This is a genomic window from Aestuariibaculum sp. YM273, assembly GCF_030908365.1.
GTDB classification, from domain to species: Bacteria; Bacteroidota; Bacteroidia; order Flavobacteriales; family Flavobacteriaceae; genus Aestuariibaculum; species Aestuariibaculum marinum.
This window is the reverse complement of record NZ_CP133090.1, coordinates 853,717-871,110: the sequence shown is the minus strand read 5'-3', so window position 1 is coordinate 871,110 and position 17,394 is coordinate 853,717. Positions and strand designations below refer to the sequence as shown.

The window sequence follows — 17,394 nt, the reverse complement described above, 5'->3', positions numbered from 1 at the left end:
GTTTATTTGTTTTGGTTTTCGGTTATAGAAGCAACAAGACTGTTTATGTATACTTCTATATTTTCGTAGCCTGTGCTTAAATCATGACCATTCGGATTATTGTCGGTAGCTTTCAATTTCATCGCTACTTTCCAATCATCTGGCATTCCGTCACCAGAAGTGTCAGTAGGAGGTGTTTCTGAGGCTAGCTCTGGCCATCCGCCGACATCACTTTGTGTGTCTATAATACCTTTGGTACTTCCGTTTGATCCTTCATAGGTGTATGATTTTGTTCTTACATCATTTACAATTCTGGTATCGATAGCATCTCGCTTATATGAAGCGCCTCCGTAATCTAATACTCTTTCGTAAGCGATTGGGGCTGTGTGTGTGGTTACATTGCTGTTTATATTATGAGGTTCTAACACGCGCATACCGTTTTTATCTTCTTCAGAAACTGTACCATAACTACCATGAAATTGGTTGTAAACACCGTAAGTCCAGTTGTCATTTGTGGCTTGTGTGCTACCTTCAACGTAATTACCATTAATATAAAATTTGCCCCATATATTGTAAACCTCTGTGCCTTCGACTTTATTCTTGTCAATAGACATGATGCGAGTGGTTTTCGTCGTTGCTGGCCCTGGTTTGTAATAACAATTAACTATGTTAACATTCATAGCTTCACCTCCGTAAGCGCTATTGCCTTGCCAATTATAAATTACGTTATTTCTCAGGTCTACTAAATCGGTTAAAGCAAATGCTGAACCAGCATATTCTCCTAAACGCGGATTTCGACTATCGTGATGTGCGAGTAAATTATGATGGAAAGATGCATTTTTACCTCCCCAGATACCGCCATATCCATGTGAGCCTTTATCGTGAACAGAGTTTCTTAAGCTTTCTGTTATAAAACACCATTGTAGGGTTGTGTTTTCATTATTATAGATAGAAACCGTTTCGTCGGTAGACCAACTCATAGAGCAGTGATCAATTATAATGTTCTTATGAAACCTGCTACCAATGGCATCACCTTCTTGTTTGGCTTCGTCGCCCATTCTAAAACGCAGGTATCGAATAATAACATTATCTGCATTGATGGTTACAGGGTAATTTTTTAAGCAAATCCCATCTCCTGGAGCTGTTTGTCCTGCGATGGTTACGTCTCCATTGTTTATTTTTAATTCAGAGAGTAGCCTTATGGTTCCTGAAACCTTAAACAAAATATAACGTGCCCCTTGTGTATTAACAGCTTCTCTTAAACTTCCAGATCCGTAATCGTTTAATGTGGTTACAAAAATTACTTTGCCACCACGACCACCGGTGGTGTTTTTACCAAACCCTTCTGCACCGGGAAAGGCAAATGCAGTTTCTTCTACAGGGGTTGGTTTTTCTGTATTAGTTTCTTCTTCTTCAGGGGAAGGGTCAATAATTTCAATTTCTTCTTCGGGTTCTTCTTGTGAGGAACTACTGCAAGTAAAGAAAATAAAAGTAGACCAAACTATAATTATTTTTAAATATAACTTCATGTTTAATTTGAGTTAGATTTATATTAAAAAGTGGATATCTTTAAAGCAAATTGCCTATGAGATATCCACTTTGTATAAGATTTATAATTGACCTATAATTTAGTACGCCATCTAGGGTCTCCAGCAGAATACTGACCTATAAAAGCAGATGCCAAGAAATTAAAGTTATTGTTTTCTGGATCTACCCAAAGAGCATCCTGGGTGTAGCCGGCATTACCTACAGTAATTTCTCCAATTTCATCTCCAGAAAAATAGAAATCGTTAACGGAAAATGTATTATTTACACTGAAATTAGTGTTGTCAAGTCCTTCTTTACCTTTAACAGGGAAATCATCGTCATCTGGTTTTCCCCAGCCGTGACCAAAAATAGTATTAACAATTGTAATACCATTGGAAACATCGTTTTGCCCACTTTGTCTCCATCTAAAAATAGCGGTGCCACTAGAAGGTGTATTTGCAATTGTACAGTCTTCAATGGTTACACTTTCACTATTGTTTTTTGATGTCAAGAATCTCTGTATATGGTTAAATGTACTTTTTGTAAGCTTAAAATTATTTAAAGTGCTAGCCGATTTGTCGTTATTGGCAAGTCCGTAATCGCGAATACTATCTACAATAGAATTATTAACGATAAAATTATTTAAAGTAAACCCATCTTTTTTAATCCTACATACACCTCTAAAATTAGAAATAAGACAGTTGTCAAAACTTATTTCGTTTAATGAGCCAGTAGCATCGACATTGATGACGTAACCGCCATCCCAATCTCCTCGTAGTTCAAGGTCTATAAATCTAAAATGATCAACATTACTACCATCAACTAAATCATAATTTCCAGAGAATGTAAGTTTAGCCTTTTGTTCACCAAAACCATAAGCAGATCGAATGGTTAAAGACTTATTTAGATCTCCGCTAGGAGCTGTGTATTCGAACCCTCTTGAGATTAATATAGTAGCGCCGTCGGCTGCACTAGAAACAGCATCTTTAATTGCAGAAGGATTTTCATCACCTCTTAGGTCTATTAAATTAGCAACTGTTGAATAATCTAATTCAGCTACCAAAGTGGTATAGTTTACCCAACCTCTTAATGTCGATCCACTGTAAATTGCTATTTGGTATTGGGTTTCAGGTTCTAATCCATCTACAAAAGCTTCTCCAGCTAAGAATTGCTCATTAGTAACCGTTGTTTCAGGTAATAAAGGATCTGTTAGTCTTAAATCATCCGAAGCAAACACTTTTATTCCTGTAACCGCATCACCTAGAGGAGTCCAGGTTACTCTTGCTGCTACATCGGTAACATCATAAGTTTCAGGAACATTTAAAATAGAAGGGAAACGTTCCGTTCTAACGCCTCCAAAATCTGATATTTTACTATCGTATTGAGGATCTGCTTCATGTGCGGTTGCTCTTACTTGATAAATAGTGTTCCAAAATAATTCTTCACCAACGTTGTTTGCATTAATTTCCACGTAGTTGGTGTCTGAAGGAATGGTGTATTCTATTGTTTGAAAAGTGTCGCGACTTACCTCAACGGTATAGCCAACAGCACCTTTTAGTTTACCCATATTTACCACAATGGTATTTCCTTCGGCAAAAAGAGGCTGATTAAGAACCGGGCGAAACAACCTAGTCTTATCGTAACTGCCTTCATCATCTTTATCACAAGCGTTAAACATGGTAACGATTAAGGATAAAAATAACAGCGTTCTTATATTAAATATATTACTTTTATTTTTCATGTTTATTAGTCTAGTTTAGTTAGTGAATTGGTAACCATCGTTAGCAAGAGTTCCTTGGCTATTATCAATGGCCGTTACAGGAATTGGGAAAATATATCTAACGACTCCTGGTTGTGGTCCATTGATGTAATTCTCGAAATCATTTATTATAAATTCTGAATAGGTCGTTGTGTCATTGTGTAACCCTATCAAAAATGATTGTCTTATCCATGTTTCATCAGGTGCTGCTGCAACCTTATTATCCGGATTTAGTACAACAAAATTCCCTTGGTCATCTGTTTTCCAATACATGTAATCAGGTCCGGTTCCTACGCCAGCAAAAGCTTCATCGGCTAATTTTTTAAGACCATCTACTGTTTCCTGAATTTTTTCAGAATATAAGTTCCAACGAACCAATTCATATTTACGAATCATTTCACCTCCAAACTCCCAAGCACGTTCATCAACAATAGCATCAAAAAAGGCTTGTTTAGATGTTGAGATTTGAGACATATAAGCATCTACTTTTGTGCTCCAGTCAGCAGGGTCGAATGCACGTTGACGCACTCTTTTAAATGCATTTTGAGCTTCCATTGTTGGTCCGTTTAATTCGTTTTCAGCTTCAGCAAACATTAATAATACATCTGCATAACGTAGCATTGGCCAGTTAATTCCAGTTCCTTTGGCAGATTCACGCCCAGGAGGTTCTGGTAATAAACGTCTGTTCCATTTTCCTTGAGAAATGTTAGTAACACCAACATGGGCTAAAGTGTCTTCTGCAGTCACTCTAAATAATCCACAAGTTACTTCTCTACGTAAATCTTTACTGTCGAAAGACATGTAGTAAGTTGCAGGCATGGCCATATAGTTTCCTCCAGATCCGTAGTCGTGTTTAGCCTCTGTACCACCACTTACGCTAATACCAATATTCCAACCTACATCACCGCCACCTTTTGCAAACGGAACTTCAAAAAGGATGTCTTGGTTTACCGGCGATAAGAAAATATTTTGATTGTAAAATATTTGTCTGAAATCTGATGGTAATTCTCTGTCTTTTAAGTTAATTAATTTTTGTGAATATTGTTTAGCGATTTGATAATAATCTAGATAATCGCTATCTCTAGCCATTGTTAAATCTGGTTTTAAGTAATATCCACCACGTTGTAGTGCTAGTCGAGCAATCATACCTATAGTATACTCACGATTTACTTGTTCAATACCGTATGGTAAGGCATCGGCCCATTGCATGTTTTCTTCGACAGCCATCAACGCTTCAATTTCCTTAGAAAGAATGGTGTTTCGGTTTGTTTTAGGGAAAAAGAAATCTGCTCCGGCAACAGGTGCTTCGGTTACATAAGGAACATCTCCAAAATAGTAAGCTAACATACTGTACCAATACGCTCTTAAGGTATATGCTTCTCCTAATAACTGGTTGAAGGTTGTTCTAACATTCGCATCATCAGAATCTAAATTACCACTATTGGTAATCCCTTCAATTGCAATGTTAGCATCTCTAATAGCTCTGTAGGCATAAGTCCATACAATATTTAAGTCGTTGTTAGATGAAAGTGCATCGGCATTCCATATTTCACGACGACCATTATCGTATTCACTGTTATGGTAACCTATTTCAATATCTGTAATTCCTGTCATGTTATTAGATAACCTTGATCTAAAGGCATCCTGATTAAAATAAGAATAAACAGCATTAACTCCATTTCTGGCATCATCGACATTGGAATAAATATAATCGAGGTCGAATGTTGAAATAGAATCTGGTTCTAAAAAGTCTTTTTCACAAGACGATAGCATTATAGCTGGTATAAAAGCTAATAAATATTTAAGTTTCATATCAATCAATTTTTTAATTAAAATGTTAAGTTAACTCCAAAGGTGTACGAACGTGCTCTTGGGAAAGAAGATCGGTCTAAACCAGGAGTAAAAGGGTTTCTACTGGAGTTAACTTCTGGGTCATATCCTGAGTATTTGGTCCAAATGGCCAGGTTTCTACCTGTAGCAAATACTCTGAATTTTGATAATCCTACTTTAGAGATTAATTTGTCTGGCAGACTGTAACCTAAGGTTAGGTTGTTTAATCTTAAAAAAGAACCATCTTCAATAGCCCAGTCGTGAATTACAGCTGCAGCTATACCGTGGCTAGCATGAGACCAAATGTTTTTACCTTGGTTAAGTTGACGTAAGTCTTCAAGGTCGGTTACTATACCGCCTGGAGTTCCTGTGATAGTTCCGTCTATATCCAGATAAGTAAATCTGTTCTCTAAACTCATTGTTTGAAGAAGGTTACCATTAGTTACCCTTCTTAATTGATTGAATTGTATTTTTCCTGTGTTGTATACATCGTTACCTACCTGGTAGTTGAAGAATGTTGATAAGTCGAAGTTTTTCCAACGTACATTAACTCCGAAACCACCTTGAAAATCAGGTAAAGCATTACCAATTATTTTTCGGTCTAAATCGTTTATTACACCATCATCGTTTAAATCTTTTAATTTTAAACTACCTGGACGTAAAGCACCACCAACAGTACCTGAAGCATCTGCAACGTCACCGTTTAGTATATACGTATTACTTACCTCATCGTAGCTTTCAAAATCATCTACAGAATAAAAACCATCAGTAACAAAACCGTACATGTTACCAATTTTTCCGCCTAATTCTAAAATGTAATCGTTACGGTTTCTTAAATCGGTACTTGCCCAGTTTGATTGTGCAAAGCGAGATTGCGTTCCATCAAGTTTTTCAATGGTAAGGACGTTATGTCCAATATTGAAATTAGCAGATAAAGTAAAATCTTTATTATCTACAATATACCCTGTTAATCCAAGTTCTACCCCTTTATTAGCCGTACTACCAATATTAGCGTATTGTTCATTAAACCCTGTATTTGTTGGAATAGCTTGGGTGTATAATAAGTCGCGGGTTTCATTTCTATAGTAATCGAAACTACCATTTAAACGTTTATTAAAGAATGTAAAATCTAAACCGTAGTTACTTGTAACTGTTGTTTCCCATTTTAAATCTGGGTTGTAAAGCGATGAGCTTTCAGGTTGGTAGTAGATGTTGTCTACATTTCCAAAACCAGGTCCACGGTTTGTTGTAGCACTAAATAAGAATTGGTTTAACCCCGATCCGATACGGTCGTTACCAGTTTCACCATAAGAGATTCTTAATTTTAATTGATCAATCCAGTTCGAGTCTTTCAAGAAATTTTCTTCTTCTAATTTCCAGGCGAATGCTAATGCAGGGAAAATTCCTAGGTTGTTATCTTTACTAAATTTACTCGATTGATCTGCTCTTGCTGTAAGCGTAAAAATGTATTTTTCTTGTAGTTGGAAGTCGAAACGTCCAAATAATGATTTTCTGTTAGATTCTGTAAATTCAGAAGTAGAGAATCTGTCTGCATCACCAAATTGCATGTTAGCAAATAACTCTTCTGGTGTAATAGATAGACGGAAATTCTCAGCTCTTAAAAAGTCGCTATGTCCACCACTGGAAGAAACTTCATGACCAACTAACACATCGATTCTGGAATCACCCCAATCTTTTTTATAGTTTAAAGTGTTAATCCATCTATAGCTGTGGTCGCTTCTGTTAGAACGTTGTCCTAGAGGTAAACTACCACCATTATTGAAAGATTCACTTGTTAAAGGACCGTAGAATCTTAAATCTTCTTGAAAACCTTTATTTCTAGAGAATGATGATTTTGCTGTAATATCATCTGTAATTTTCCAAGTTAAAGCGGCATTAAAAACATAGTCGTAATCTGTTCTTTTTCTCCAGTCTTGCTCAACTAAATCATTTGGGTTGATTAAACCTAAAAGGAACTGTTGAAAGTCATCATCTTCATTAACTTGATTTAAATCGATATCTAATTCATCAGCAATACCATTTACAGGTCTTGTTTGAACCGCATCCTTAATACTTAATTGACCACTTGACGTACCTGCACCATCTCTTATTGAGTTGGTAATCCTTGCTTGAGCATCAAATGTTAAACGATCAGATATTTTTTGATTCAATTTGAAGTTAACCGCAGTTCTTTCGTAACCAGAACCTGTTAATAAACCTTCGTCGGCATTGTGTGAAATACTTAAATTCATTTTAGTCATTTCAGTACCTCCACCAATAGATAAATTGTGGTACTGTGATAATCTAGAGCCTCCAAATAATTCATCTTGCCAATCGGTTGGTCTGCGTTCTTGGTAAAGTTCTAAATCTTCATATTTACCGAAATACTTTTCAAAACCTTCAATAGCAGTTTCTCCTCTTAAAGCTTGATATTCATAATTTGCTAAAACAAATTCATAAGGACTTAACACATCATATTTTCTGTCTTGTGGTAATTCGTTAAATTGGAAAAAATTGTTGTAGGAAATTGAAGTTTTTCCTGCAACAGGATTTTTTGTGGTTACAACAATTACACCGTTGGATGCCTGAGCACCATAAACAGCAGTTGCGGCGGCATCTTTTAAGACGTCAATGCTAGCAATATCGTTTACCGGAATATTATCAATACCAGCAACTATAAATCCATCAACTACATATAACGGACTATTGTCTTGTGATAACGAAGTACCTCCACGAACACGAATTCTAATTTCAGCCCCAGGCTCACCATCAGCAGATGTTACATTTACACCCGGTAAACGTCCTGTTAAGGCCTCGGCAGCATTCGAAATAGGTATGGTTGATAGCTCTTTGCTGCTAATGCTAGCTGTAGAACCTGTCATATCCGATTTTTTTACTTTACCATAACCATAGTCTACAATTACGATTTCATCAAGTTGACTGACATCAACTTGTAATGTGATATTTATAGTAGTTTGATTATTTACGGCTAATTCTTGCGATTTGTAGCCAACATAAGAGAAAATAAGCGTAGCATCTGGAGCTACATTGCTTAAAGAATAATTACCATCAAAATCTGTTGATGTTCCGTTCGATGTTCCTTTCACAATTACGGTTACACCTGGAAGAGGACCTCCAAGTTCGCCCCCATCTGTAACGGTCCCGCTTACAGTTGAATTCTGCGCGTAGGTTAACCCTGTGAATAAAACGAAAACGCCCATTAAAAGAGTATGAAATACCTTTTTAAATGGAGGTGTTTTTTGTCTCGCTTTGAGCAAGAAAAATTGATGTTTAAAAAAGGGATAGTTTGTCATAAATAGTTCGTTTAATTGTTAATTATTTGTTTAGTTTGAAAAATTCAGAGTGAAGAAATTCGGTTTATGTCATATTTTGCTGATGTTAAGTTGGTTTTGTGGTGGTAATCGATTACTCTTTTTTGGTTAGAAAAAGTGAAATTGCTTTATTTTTAAGGCTTTTTTTAAATGAAAGCGTTGATCTTAGAGCAAAACAAAATGTAATCGATTGTCCAAATATAATTAATATTTTATTTTAAGCAAATAATTGTTGATTTTAAAATTTATTTTATTCTAAAATATTTATCAGATATTTTTTTTGGTATCTTATTGTTAATCTGATAAAAAAATAATTTTTTAGACATGGAAAGTTATGAAGTGGTTAGTGAGACGAGGCGATATGGATGATTGAGATTAATTTGTCTCACTTTTTTTGCTGCTCAGTAATAAGTTAAATTTAAATAAGGACTTTTTTTTTATTAGTAAATTTCTTAACTTCAAAGGGTTGTGTTGTTTTTTTATGAAATCGACCACAGTTCGATATTTGTAATCGATTATTTTGTAAGTATATAAATTGCTGAAATATTTCCAAGATTTCAATTTTTGGATATAACTAAAAACTAAGTATTAATTAAAACAATTATTAAAATGAAAAAAAAATTACTATTATCTATTCTTTCAATATTTCTTATTTCTGAAGTTTCACAGGCTCAGATTAAATATTGGGATTTTGGAGCTAAAGATTTAGGGGCTGGTTACGATAATATGTTGCCTGTAGAGCATTTAAATGCTTTGTCAAATAGACTTCGTCACCTTACTTGGGTTGATGGTTCAGGAAATACAGTTGTAAACTATGCGGATGGTGTAGAGTATGCTGTTACTTTTGACAGCACATCAGGTGAGGATTGGAGATATGAAAATGGAGAGTCGCCAGAATCAATTTTTAATTTTTACTTCGATTCCAGGTATGATGGAATAAATTTTGAGATATATTCTAGAAAAAGAGACACCGATGTTAATGGTGTTTTAATAAGTGGTTCTAGTGCGTTTACAAAACCTCAAATGATGCCAGATTTAGATGCTGATGTGAATATGACGTACAACTACGATAGTACAAATGATAGAATTGTAACCGTAAATGATCAATTAACAAGATACGACGAGCGTACAACAATGCCTGATGATGTAAGTGCTGATTTGTTTCCTGGATGTATTCAGTTTACAACGGCTGGTGAAAAACGAGCGGATAGAGATGGAGGTCGTGGATTTACGATGAATTTAGCTGCAGGGGAATATTTAACGGTTGTTGGTTCCGGAGAATATGGGAATATTGATGATGAAGGAGATCCTGTTAGATATGGGTATGGTACTGGGTATTTTCAATTTGAATATTTAGGAACAGGAGCAGTTGTAAATATAGAAGACTATGGAACAGGTAAAGGTAGTCCAACAGGTCCTTTAGATGGTCCTGATCAAGGAGATGAGTCTGTAAGAGTAATGGAGTTTCAAGCGATTGATGCAGGGCAATATGTTTTAAGAAACCGTGGATATAAAATTAGAATTTACAGAATGTATATTAGTTCTACTTCGATTAAAAGTCAGGTAGAGAGTACATTAGATGTTGAGGAATTAGTAGCATCAAAAGTGTCTACAGATGTTCAGGCTAGAGGAAATAGAGTTTATGTATCTAACGTAACTTCTAAAACTGAAATTAACGTTTATAGTATCACTGGAGCTTTGATTAAATCTATTTCTACAACAAGTGATATGGATTTCTCTTTCAGATCAGGTTTATATATTGCAACCGTAAAAACTGCTGAAGGACAAAAATCGGTTAAATTATTAGTGAAATAATAGAACCTTAAAATACAAATAAAAAAAGGGACGCCACGGCGTCCCTTTTTTTATTTTAATATTGGTTTATGTGAATGTTATTAGTGATTTGAAAATTTTGTTTTTATGAAATTGGTCGTCGTTCAAAAATATTATTAAAATATTATTAATTTAATAATATTGTATAAGTAACGTTAAATGTTGCGCAATTAAACTAAACTATTTATGCAAAAACGATTTTCAGGTGTGGTAGTGCCAATGGTTACACCTTTAAAAGAAGATTTAACGGTTGATATAGATGCTGTATCTATGCTTGTTAAATTGTTTGAAAAGAATAATATACACCCTCTCGTTTTAGGTACAACAGGAGAGTCTACTTCTATTAGTGAATTGGAAAGTCTGAGGTTGTTGCAAGCAGCAGTAGAAGCAAAAGGAAAAAGCCAACATGTATATGCAGGTTTAGTTGGGAATCAAGTGGAAGATGTAATTCAGCGAGGAAATAGGTATATAGAGTTAGGAGCTGATTGCGTGGTTGCTACACTACCGTCTTATTACAGTTTAAGCCCAAAACAAATGGCTTTGTTTTATAAAACACTTGCTGATAAGATTTCCGGGCCAGTTATGATGTATAATATAAAAGCAACCACTCAAATGTCAATTCCTTTAGACGTAATAGATGAGTTGTCCGAACATCCTAATATATGGGGGTTAAAAGATTCTGAGCGCGATGAAAAACGTTTGGAAACATGCATCAATACCTTTAAGAATAATGAAAATTTCTCTTTTTTCTGTGGATGGGGTGCTCAAGGTGTAAATAGTTTAAAATTAGGAGCCGATGGTATAGTGCCTAGTACTGGTAATTATGTTCCGGAAATGTATAATAAAATTTATCAAGCAGCTATAGAGAAAGATTGGGATTCGTGTTTTAAGTGGCAAAAAGTAACTGATCGAGTGGCTTTGGAGTATCAAAAGGATAAAACTTTAGGAGAGTCTTTAGCGCATTTAAAGTTGCTGATGAGTAAAAAAGACTTATGTGCTAAAACCATGATGCCACCTTTAACCGAGGTGGAATAATTAAAATAAACCAACTAAACTAGACCAAACTATTATGTTAAACATTCATTGGATTGATTACTTAATTGTTATCATATCTGTTCTTTTCACTTTAGGAGCCGGGTTTTATTTTGCGAATCGGCAAAAGAGTTCAGATCAGTATTTTTCTGGAAGTAAAACCATACCGGCATGGGCGATTGGTATATCTATTTTTGCAACACTTATAAGTAGTGTAACATTTTTAGCTTATCCAGCAGCGGCATATAAATCTAATTGGATTTTATTAGTTCAAGGTTTAATGGTGCCAATTGTACTTGTAGGGTTAATTTGGGTTATTGTTCCTCTGTTTAGAAAGGTGATTCGTTTAAGTACTTATGAATATTTTGAAAGACGTTTCAGTGTTTTTGCAAGAATGTACAGTTCTATTGCTTTTATATTAACTCATTTTTCTAAAATGGGAACAGTGCTTTATCTTGTTAGTTTGGCACTAGCAACATTAACAGGTTATGATGTTACTTTGTTTATAGTCTGTTTAACTGTTGTTATTATTTTTTTAACCTTACTCGGAGGGATAGAAGCAGTAATTTGGATGGATGTCATTCAGGGGTTTTTATTAATCGGAGGAGGTTTGTTTTGTGCCGGTATTTTATTATTTGGATCAGAACAAGGGGCAGGTTATATGTTAACCGAAGCTATAACAATGAAAAAAATTGATTTTGGCCCGTATAATTTTAGTTTCTCAGAACTTACCTTTTGGGTTATGGTAATTAATGGTGTATTTTATGCATTACAAAAGTATGGTACTGATCAAACCATAGTACAACGTTATTTAGCAGCAAAAAGCGATAAAGATGCAAAAAAAGCAGCTTACATAGGGGTGTTAGGAAGCGTACCGGTTTGGGGATTGTTTATGTTAATTGGAGCTTTATTATTTGTATATTATAATGCAGGCTTGGGACATGATTTGCCTGAAGGCATTACCACAGATCAGGTGTTTACCTATTTCATAGGAACAAAATTACCTGTTGGAGCTGTTGGATTGGTTTTGGCTGCGTTAATAGCAGCTGCTGTTTCAAGCTTAGATTCAGATATGAACTGTTTGGCAGCTATTGGAGTTGAAGATTTTTATCAAAGAATTAATCCAAATTGTACGGATAAACAACGATTAATTGTTGGGCGACTATTAGTGTTATTTTCAGGTTTGGCTACCGCGGGTGTAGCATTGCTCTATGTGGCTTGGGAAGGTCAGGGTGTTTTAGGGGTGGTGTTTAAACTGTATGCTATTTTTTCTGCTGGTATAGTAGGGATATTTATGTTAGGGTTGTTTTCAAAAAGAGCCAATAAGGAAGGGCTACATATTGGTATTTACGCCTGTATATTGTTTACGGCCTATGCTATTTTAACAACTACGGAAATTGATGGTCAATTAATACTGGATTTAGGGAAATATAACTTCCCGCATCATAAATATATGTTAGGGGTCTATAGTCACCTTATTGTTTTAGTAGTAGGTTATGCTGCTAGTCTGTTATTTAAATCAGATGATGCAGAAGATGAATTAACCATTTACGGATATTTTAAATTAAGAGAAAAAGTACTGTTTAAAAAATGAAATCAATTACTTTATTACAGCCGCAGGAAATCGTATTTGGAAGTGGTTCTTTAAAACATCTTCTTGAAGATAGAAATATAGAAAAGTCAAAACGTATTCTGTTTTTAGTGGCACCACCATTATTAGAAGCAGTTAGTTCTATAGTAGATAAACTTAACTCTAAAGGGAAAGAGGTTTATTTTGTTGAATATAAGTTTTTAGGAGAACCGACATTTTCACAATTCAATACGTTACTTGAAGAAAATAAATCTTCAAATCCTGATTGTGTTATTGGTGTTGGAGGTGGAAGTGTATTAGATTGTGCTAAATTATTGGCGGCACTTATAAAAAATGGTCAGAAGTTAGAAGATGTTGTTGGGATAGGTTTGCTTAATGAACGTGCTATAAATTTAATATGTATTCCAACAACTTCGGGAACTGGAAGTGAAGTGTCTCCAAATGCGATATTATTAAATGAAGAATCTCAGGCGAAAAGTGGTATAATTAGCCCGTATTTAGTGCCTGATGCATGTTACCTCGATCCTGATTTAACTATTAGTTTACGACCCAAACTTACAGCGGAAACGGGAATAGATGCCTTATCGCATTGTATCGAAGCGTACACCAATAAATTTGCACATCCAACGGTGGATGTTTATGCATTAAAAGGCATCGAATTAATTGCTAAAAATATTGAACGGGCTTATTTAAACGGAAATGATATTGAGGCGCGTTCAGCGTTATTGCTGGGTTCAATGTATGGAGGTCTTTGTTTAGGTCCGGTAAATACCTCGGCCGTACATGCGCTTTCTTATGGATTGGGAGGTAAGTTTCATGTGCCTCACGGCCTTTCAAATGCTATTTTAATGCCAGAAGTACTTCGATTTAATTTATCGGCAAATCCAAAGCGACACGCTGAGGTGGCTCGAGCATTAGGAATAACTTTAAAGGGAACAGATGAAGAGGTGGCCTTAGCTGGAATTGAAAGCATTGAAGCGATTTCAAAAGCGTGTCATATACCGCAGAGGTTAACCGAAATAGGCGTTGATGAAGATGTGATTCCAGAGTTGGCGGATATTGCGATGAAAGTAACAAGACTATTAAAGAATAACCCGAAGGAGGTTACAAGAGCGGATGCCATAACTATTTATAAAAAATTACTTTAAAATATGAAACCTAAAGTAGGAATATCTATGGGGGATCCGGCAGGAATAGGACCGGAAATCATTATTAAAACATTAGAATTAGAAGATGTTTATGAACGTTGTTATCCCTTAGTTGTAGGTGATGCTAAAACAATGGATAGAGAGGTTAAGGCGCTAAAATCATCATTACAAATTCATACCATTAAAAATGTTCAGGATGCTAAATTTGAGTTTGGAACCATTGATGTTTTTGATTTGGATAATGTAGATCTTGGAGAATTAAAACCAGGAGTAGTCACTGCTATGGCAGGTAAGGCCGCTTTTGAAGCGGTTGTGAAGAACATTGCTTTGGCTTTAGATGGAGATATAGATGCAACAGTAACGGCGCCAATAAATAAAGAGTCTATTCATAAAGCTGGCCATAAGTATTCAGGGCATACCGAAATTTATGCGGATTATACTGATACAAAAAAGTATGCTATGCTTTTAGCTGATGAGAATTTCAGAGTAATTCATGCGAGTACGCATGTCTCGTTAAGACAAGCTTGCGACTTATGTAAAAAAGAACGTGTTTTTGAGGTGATTACCTTATTACACGATGCATGTAAAAAATTTGGCATTAAAAATCCTAGAATAGCAGTAGCAGGATTGAATCCACATGCTGGAGAAAATCAATTGTTTGGAGACGAAGAGGTCAAAGAAATAATTCCAGCCATCGAGGAAGCTAATAGCAAGGGGTATAATGCGGAGGGACCATTTCCACCAGATACTATGTTTGTTAAAGCAGTACAAGGTAAGTTCGATGGTTGTGTTGCTATGTATCATGATCAGGGTCATATTCCTTTCAAATTAGAAGGGTTTAAATGGGATAATGAAAAAGAAACAATGAAAAGCGTAAAAGGCGTGAATATAACTTTAGGGTTGCCAATTATTCGCACTTCAGTAGATCATGGAACAGCTTTTGAAATTGCAGGACAAGGTATCGCCTCTGCAGATGCCATGCTTGTTGCGATTGATTATGCTATTGTAATGGCTAAAAATAAAGGGTAGTATGATAACTGTGATTGCAGATGATTTAACCGGTGCAGCAGAAATTGCTGGCATTTGCCTAAGGTACGGTATTGAGGTTGCTTTTGGGATAGATATTGTTCCTGAAGGTCATGCTTTAATCTCTGTAATAGCTACGGATTCACGTTCATTATCAGAAGATGAAGCTTATAAGATTCATTTGCAATTAGTAAGTGAAGTTCTGAAAAAGAACCCAAATCAAATGATATTTAAAAAATGTGATTCTGTACTACGTGGTCACGTTTTAGTAGAGCTAAAGGCAACAGTAAAGGCAACAGGGAAAACTAAAGTTATTTTACAACCGGCAAATCCGTTAGGCGGGCGTTGTGTAAAGAATGGAGTTTATTATGTAGAAGGTGTAGAAATTGAAAAAACAGGTTTTGCTAACGATCCGGATTTTCCAGCCAATACATCATCTGTTAGAGAATTACTTTTAGATAGAGTAAAAAACCATGCTGTGATACCAGGAGATATTCATCTTGAGCTTTTAAATGGTTTGGAATCAGAGGGTGTTTATGCCTCAGATTGTAATAGCGAAGCAGATTTAATGAAAGCGTTGGAGTATTTTGATAAATCAACTTGTTTGGTAGCGGGCAGTGCAGCTTTTTTTGAACAATTTCTGATTAAAAATCAGCTAAACCTGAAAAATAAATCAACTTCAGACCCGAAAACCTTCAAAAACTACTTGCTTGTTTCAGGAAGTATACATCCCAATAGTGTAAAATTTGCTGGCGAGTTAAAGCAAAAGGGATGTCCGGTATTGTTGTTTCCTGATTATTTGTTAGAAAAAGAATTCGAAGACTATCGTTTTAAAAGTTGGGTAAATATGGTAGAAAAAGAGTTTAAGGTAGCCGGAAAAGCGGTTCTGAGAATTTCAAATCAAGTCATTGAATTTGAAAATAGTTCTTTGTTACTAAAACAGCGGTTAAGTAGAGTTGTAAAGGATTTTTTCGAAAATATTCCGGTAAAAGACCTTTTTATTGAAGGGGGCGCAACTGCTTATGATATTTTAAAAGCACTAGGATGGAATGAGTTTGTTCCTGTTACAGAGTTAAGCTCTGGCGTTGTTAGGTTGAAAAAAAAGAATGAAGAAGTGTTTATAACCGTAAAGCCTGGTAGTTATCAATGGCCGAAAGGGTTATTGCAATAATTAAGAATTGAAAAATAAATGATAAATTTAAAAGGAATTGCTTGGAATCATACACGTGGTTTTACGTCTGTAGTAGCCACAGCACAGCGATTTGAAGAATTAAATCCAGATGTTAGAATTACCTGGGAGAAACGTTCATTACAGGCCTTTGCCGATGCGCCATTGGACGTGTTAACAAGTCAATATGATTTGTTAATTATGGATAATCCTCATGTGTCTATAGCGGCAAGAGATAAGGTGTTATTACCTTTCGATGATTATTTGAGTCAGGAATTTTTAAAGGAGTTGTCCGATAATAGTGTGGGGATGTCGAATGCAAGTTACAATGTAGATGGGAAGCAATGGACATTGGCAACCGATGCAGCAACACCAATAGCCACATGGAGAGAAGATTTAATGTTGAAAAGAGGCTTAGATGTTCCAAAAACCTATGAACAACTCATTGAACTGGCGAAAACAGGAGTAGTAGGATTTGCGTCAATACCTATCGATACTTTAATGCATCATTATATGTTTTGTATTGCTTTGGGAGAAAATGTTTTTGAAAGTAAAACAGAAGTAGCACCAAGACAAATTATGATTGATGCTATTAAAATGTATAAAGATTTAGTAGGTTTGATTCCTGCTTATTGTTTGGAAATGAATCCTATTAAAATGGCAGAACACATGACGCAAACTAATGATATTGTGTATAGTCCATTTAATTACGGGTATTCAAATTATTCCAAAAAGAATTATGCCGAGAATACCCTAAAGGCAGGAGGGTTAGTTACCTTTAATGGAAGAAGGTTACGGTCTACTTTAGGAGGGGCAGGTATAGCGGTATCGTCAACAACAAAGCATGCTGAGGTAGCTATGAAATATGCTGAATTTACAGCGTCAGAGAAAATACAGTCAGGACTTTATTTTGAGTTTGGTGGACAACCCGGACATAGAAAATCATGGTTAAATGAAGATGTAAATGCACAGTGTAAAGACTTTTTTAAAGATACTTTACAAACTTTAGATGAAGCTACTATGCGTCCGCAGTATTATGGTTATATGCATTTTCAGGATGAAGCCAGTCCGGTAATTCACGATGCGGTTACCGGAAAAGTAACGGTTGAAAGCGCTGTAGATAAAATGAATGAAATTTATAGAGAATCACTAACACATTAATAGTTATA

At 35.5% G+C, this 17,394-nt stretch carries 11 protein-coding genes; 7 read left to right on the top strand and 4 right to left on the bottom strand.

What is annotated here, in order from left to right:
• Nucleotides 1-2: 2 nt before the first annotated feature.
• The 4 genes from RBH94_RS03665 to RBH94_RS03650 form a co-directional block, all read right to left on the bottom strand.
• A complete protein-coding gene (locus tag RBH94_RS03665; RefSeq protein WP_307882419.1) occupies nucleotides 3-1,508 on the bottom strand; it encodes a polysaccharide lyase family 1 protein in 1,506 nt (501 codons plus the stop codon).
• Nucleotides 1,509-1,600: 92 nt separating this feature from the next.
• The gene (locus RBH94_RS03660) at nucleotides 1,601-3,247 is read right to left on the bottom strand and encodes a DUF5123 domain-containing protein (RefSeq protein WP_307882418.1); all 1,647 of its coding nucleotides are present in this window, start codon (nucleotides 3,245-3,247) and stop codon (nucleotides 1,601-1,603) included.
• Nucleotides 3,248-3,262: 15 nt separating this feature from the next.
• Nucleotides 3,263-5,077: a RagB/SusD family nutrient uptake outer membrane protein gene (locus RBH94_RS03655; RefSeq protein ID WP_307882417.1), complete on the bottom strand. Its 1,815-nt coding sequence runs from the start codon at nucleotides 5,075-5,077 to the stop codon at nucleotides 3,263-3,265.
• A 17-nt stretch (nucleotides 5,078-5,094) separates the two neighbouring features.
• Nucleotides 5,095-8,316 carry a TonB-dependent receptor gene (locus RBH94_RS03650; protein WP_307882416.1) on the bottom strand — a complete coding sequence of 1,074 codons (3,222 nt, stop codon included), beginning with the start codon at nucleotides 8,314-8,316 and terminating at the stop codon, nucleotides 5,095-5,097.
• A 720-nt stretch (nucleotides 8,317-9,036) separates the two neighbouring features.
• On the opposite strand from RBH94_RS03650, the gene RBH94_RS03645 reads away from it, so the two are divergent.
• The 7 genes from RBH94_RS03645 to RBH94_RS03615 all read left to right on the top strand — a co-directional run bounded on the left by RBH94_RS03645 (nucleotide 9,037) and on the right by RBH94_RS03615 (nucleotide 17,386).
• Nucleotides 9,037-10,242, top strand: a complete 1,206-nt coding sequence (locus RBH94_RS03645; RefSeq protein WP_307882415.1) for a T9SS type A sorting domain-containing protein — start codon at nucleotides 9,037-9,039, stop codon at nucleotides 10,240-10,242.
• A gap of 204 nt (nucleotides 10,243-10,446) precedes the next feature.
• A complete protein-coding gene (locus tag RBH94_RS03640; RefSeq protein ID WP_307882414.1) occupies nucleotides 10,447-11,295 on the top strand; it encodes a dihydrodipicolinate synthase family protein in 849 nt (282 codons plus the stop codon).
• Nucleotides 11,296-11,329: 34 nt separating this feature from the next.
• Nucleotides 11,330-12,886 (top strand): sodium:solute symporter, encoded by a 1,557-nt coding sequence (locus RBH94_RS03635; RefSeq protein ID WP_307882413.1) that lies wholly within the window; start codon nucleotides 11,330-11,332, stop codon nucleotides 12,884-12,886.
• On the top strand, nucleotides 12,883-14,031 hold the full coding sequence (locus RBH94_RS03630; protein WP_307882412.1) for an iron-containing alcohol dehydrogenase: 1,149 nt from the start codon (nucleotides 12,883-12,885) through the stop codon (nucleotides 14,029-14,031). Before RBH94_RS03635 ends, RBH94_RS03630 begins: the two co-directional genes overlap by 4 nt.
• 3 nt (nucleotides 14,032-14,034) lie before the next feature.
• A complete protein-coding gene (gene pdxA, locus RBH94_RS03625; protein ID WP_307882411.1) occupies nucleotides 14,035-15,060 on the top strand; it encodes a 4-hydroxythreonine-4-phosphate dehydrogenase PdxA in 1,026 nt (341 codons plus the stop codon).
• 1 nt (nucleotide 15,061) lies between these two features.
• Complete coding sequence (locus RBH94_RS03620; RefSeq protein ID WP_307882410.1) at nucleotides 15,062-16,228, top strand: four-carbon acid sugar kinase family protein; 1,167 nt, start codon at nucleotides 15,062-15,064, stop codon at nucleotides 16,226-16,228.
• A gap of 18 nt (nucleotides 16,229-16,246) precedes the next feature.
• Nucleotides 16,247-17,386 carry an extracellular solute-binding protein gene (locus tag RBH94_RS03615; protein WP_307882409.1) on the top strand — a complete coding sequence of 380 codons (1,140 nt, stop codon included), beginning with the start codon at nucleotides 16,247-16,249 and terminating at the stop codon, nucleotides 17,384-17,386.
• The last annotated feature ends 8 nt before the right edge of the window (nucleotides 17,387-17,394 follow it).

Bases quoted from the DNA above. Each gene is read 5' to 3' on its own strand.
- RBH94_RS03630 (WP_307882412.1), top strand. From the start codon at position 12,883: ATGAAATCAATTACTTTATTACAGCCGCAGGAAATCGTATTTGGAAGT.
- RBH94_RS03645 (WP_307882415.1), top strand. From the start codon at position 9,037: ATGAAAAAAAAATTACTATTATCTATTCTTTCAATATTTCTTATTTCT.
- RBH94_RS03655 (WP_307882417.1), bottom strand. From the start codon at position 5,077: ATGAAACTTAAATATTTATTAGCTTTTATACCAGCTATAATGCTATCG.
- RBH94_RS03650 (WP_307882416.1), bottom strand. From the start codon at position 8,316: ATGGGCGTTTTCGTTTTATTCACAGGGTTAACCTACGCGCAGAATTCA.
- RBH94_RS03660 (WP_307882418.1), bottom strand. From the start codon at position 3,247: ATGAAAAATAAAAGTAATATATTTAATATAAGAACGCTGTTATTTTTA.
- RBH94_RS03665 (WP_307882419.1), bottom strand. From the start codon at position 1,508: ATGAAGTTATATTTAAAAATAATTATAGTTTGGTCTACTTTTATTTTC.
- RBH94_RS03640 (WP_307882414.1), top strand. From the start codon at position 10,447: ATGCAAAAACGATTTTCAGGTGTGGTAGTGCCAATGGTTACACCTTTA.
- RBH94_RS03615 (WP_307882409.1), top strand. From the start codon at position 16,247: ATGATAAATTTAAAAGGAATTGCTTGGAATCATACACGTGGTTTTACG.
- RBH94_RS03620 (WP_307882410.1), top strand. From the start codon at position 15,062: ATGATAACTGTGATTGCAGATGATTTAACCGGTGCAGCAGAAATTGCT.
- RBH94_RS03635 (WP_307882413.1), top strand. From the start codon at position 11,330: ATGTTAAACATTCATTGGATTGATTACTTAATTGTTATCATATCTGTT.
- pdxA (WP_307882411.1), top strand. From the start codon at position 14,035: ATGAAACCTAAAGTAGGAATATCTATGGGGGATCCGGCAGGAATAGGA.